This is a genomic window from Ideonella sp. B508-1 (assembly GCF_000333615.1).
Taxonomy (GTDB): Bacteria; Pseudomonadota; Gammaproteobacteria; order Burkholderiales; family Burkholderiaceae_C; genus Ideonella.
Genome location: NZ_BADL01000365.1, coordinates 1 through 2,442 on the forward strand (window position 1 = coordinate 1; position 2,442 = coordinate 2,442).

3 protein-coding genes are annotated in these 2,442 nt (G+C 73.3%); 2 read left to right on the forward strand and 1 reads right to left on the reverse strand.

The features are described from left to right. Positions 1 to 809 (forward strand): hypothetical protein (locus I73_RS33225; RefSeq protein ID WP_040500459.1); only part of this gene is annotated, 809 nt, incomplete at its 5' end. On the opposite strand, the gene I73_RS15335 is transcribed toward I73_RS33225, so the two are convergent. Further along, positions 790 to 1,920 carry a metallophosphoesterase gene (locus tag I73_RS15335; RefSeq protein ID WP_022981420.1) on the reverse strand — a complete coding sequence of 377 codons (1,131 nt, stop codon included), beginning with the start codon at positions 1,918 to 1,920 and terminating at the stop codon, positions 790 to 792. The two genes, I73_RS33225 and I73_RS15335, sit on opposite strands and share 20 nt — an antisense overlap. 97 nt (positions 1,921 to 2,017) lie before the next feature. On the opposite strand from I73_RS15335, the gene I73_RS15340 reads away from it, so the two are divergent. Continuing rightward, positions 2,018 to 2,398 (forward strand): YggL family protein, encoded by a 381-nt coding sequence (locus tag I73_RS15340; RefSeq protein WP_022981421.1) that lies wholly within the window; start codon positions 2,018 to 2,020, stop codon positions 2,396 to 2,398. Positions 2,399 to 2,442: the final 44 nt, after the last annotated feature.

Sequence of the window (2,442 nt, forward strand, 5' to 3'; positions counted from 1 at the left end):
AGGAGATGGCGCCCGAGGGCTATGACGAGCTGGTGCAGCGTTTTGCCCAGGCCCTGCTGGCCAGAGGCCAGCCCACGCTGCAGCAGGCATTCGGCGCGCTGTGGCAGCAGCTGGGGCCGGACGACGCGGCGCGCGGCCAGCGCACCGCCCAGGCTCTGAAGGCCGTGCTGGGCGACGGTGGCCTGCTGGCCTATGTGGCCGGGCAGTACGAGGTGAACCGCCAGCTCGACACCCCGCGCATGCTGGACAACGCGGCGCGGGCGGTCACCGTCACCGGCCGCCTGCTGCAGGACCTGGAGCAGCGCCAGCGGGTGCAGGCCAGCCGGGCCGTCTGGCTGACCCGCGGCGGGTTGGCGCTGCAGGGCCTGCTGGCCGTCTCCATGCCGGGCAGCCTGCCTGCGGCCGTGCTGCGGCACGGTCTGCTGCTGCTCTACGCAGTGGAAGTGCTGCTGCTGCTGGGCGCCTGGCTGCTGGCCGCGACGGGCACGCGCGACTTCGCCCTGGCGGCCCTGGCGCTCACGGCCGGGGCCCACCTGGCCACCACGCTGACGGGGGACCTGATGGTGCGTCGCAGTGGCCGCCTGAAACTGACGGCCGCCATCGGCGCCCTGTTACTGGCCGCGCTGGCGCTGGTGGGCGGCTGGTCGCTCTGGCAGCTGGGGCCCACCACCCTGATGTGCACCGTGCCGGGCCTGGCCGATGGCATGGGCAGCCTCTGCGACGACCCGGCCGATGGCGCGCCGGATGGGACGGACGAGTCGGACGACCCGGCGGGATCGGTCGGCGACGTCAGGCCGCCACCAGTCTGAGCAGGGTGATCTCCGACGGGGCGCCGACCCGCTTGGGCGGGCCCCAGTAGCCGGTGCCACGGCTGACGTAGATCCACATCTGCTGCACCCGGTGCAGGCCCGCCACGAAGGGCTGCTGCAGCGGCACGAACCAACCCCAGGGCCAAAACTGGCCGCCGTGGGTGTGGCCCGAGAGCTGCAGGTCGAAGCCGGCCGCCGCGGCGGCCTCGGCGCTGCGCGGCTGGTGGGCCAGCAGCACCTTGGCACCCGCCGCGCTGGGCGCCCCCGCCAGCGCGGCCAGCGGGTCGCTGCGGTGGCTGGGCTCGAAGTGGTGGGCGCTGTAGTCGGCCACGCCGGCCAGCACCAGCGGGCTGCCCTGGTGCTGCAGCGTCACGTGCTCGTTCATCAGCACCCGCACGCCCAGGCGCTGCACTTCGGCCACCCAGTCGGGGCCGCCGCTGTAGTACTCGTGGTTGCCGGTGACGAAGAAGGCGCCGTGACGGGCCTTCAGGTCGGCCAGCGGGGCCACATGCTCGGCCAGCTGGGCCACCGAGCCGTCGACCAGGTCGCCGGTGATGGCCACCGCGTCGGCCTGCAGGGCGTTGACCGCGTCCACCATGGCCTGCAGCTGAGGGCGGCGGATGGTGGGGCCGACGTGGATGTCGCTGATCTGGGCGATGGTGAAGCCCTGCAGGCCGGCCGGCAGACCGGCGATGGGCACCTCCACCTGCACCACCGGCGGGCGGCGGCGGGCCTGCCAGGCGCCCCACAGCGTCAGGGCCAGGGCGCCGCTGAGCACGGTGCCGGCCGAGCCGGTGGCCAGGGTGGGCAGGTTCAGCGCCCACCAACCCAGGGCGTGGCCCGCGTGGGCCAGCCCCAGCAAGAGGTCGCGCAGCAGGGTCAGCACCAGCAGCGAGGACATCCAGCCCATGGCCACCAGGCCGGCGATGGTCAGGCCCCGGTGGGCGCTGCCGTGGCCGCGTCGCCCCAGTCCCTGGGGTACCAGCCAGGCTGACAGCAGCAGCAGGACCGCCGTGCTCACCGCAAGAGCGCCGGGCAGGGCGGGCAGCAGCCGCCAGCCCATGTAGGCGTGCAGCAAGGCCGACAGGGTCGGCAGGGTCAGACGGATCATTCTTTGGCAGATGGGGACGGAAGGCCTGGAATCAAGGGCGCAGCCCCCGGGGCGAGCAGGCACAATCCTCCCAGGACTCTTTTCCCGCAGCCCCGCCATGGTCAAGCGCCCCCAGAGCACCGACAAGCCCCTGCCGCCTCCCGTTCGCCAGCGCAGCCGGCGGCTGGAGAAAAAGCTGCGCATCGGCGAGTTCAAGGAATACGGCTTTCCGGTCAGCATCCGGCTGAGCCCGACGCTGAGCTCCAAGGCCTGCGACGAGTTCTGGGACGCTTTTCTGACCGAGCTGATCGGGCCTCGGAACCTGGCCTACGGTGGGCGCGAGGAGGGCTTCGTGATGCGCTTTGGCAGCGGTTCCGCCACCGAAGCCGACCGCGCCGCGGTGAGCGACTGGCTCCGCGCCCGGCCCGGGGTGGAGCGTGGCCTGGTTGGCCCGCTCGAAGACGCCTGGTACGCGCCGACGCGGGAGTCCGGCCGATGAGCCAAGGCGGCGCCGGCCGCATCTGCGGCTGGGTGGGCTGGCGG

Coding starts and splice junctions, on each gene's coding strand:
- I73_RS15335 (WP_022981420.1), bottom strand. CDS start 1,920: ATGATCCGTCTGACCCTGCCGACCCTGTCGGCCTTGCTGCACGCCTAC.
- I73_RS15340 (WP_022981421.1), top strand. CDS start 2,018: ATGGTCAAGCGCCCCCAGAGCACCGACAAGCCCCTGCCGCCTCCCGTT.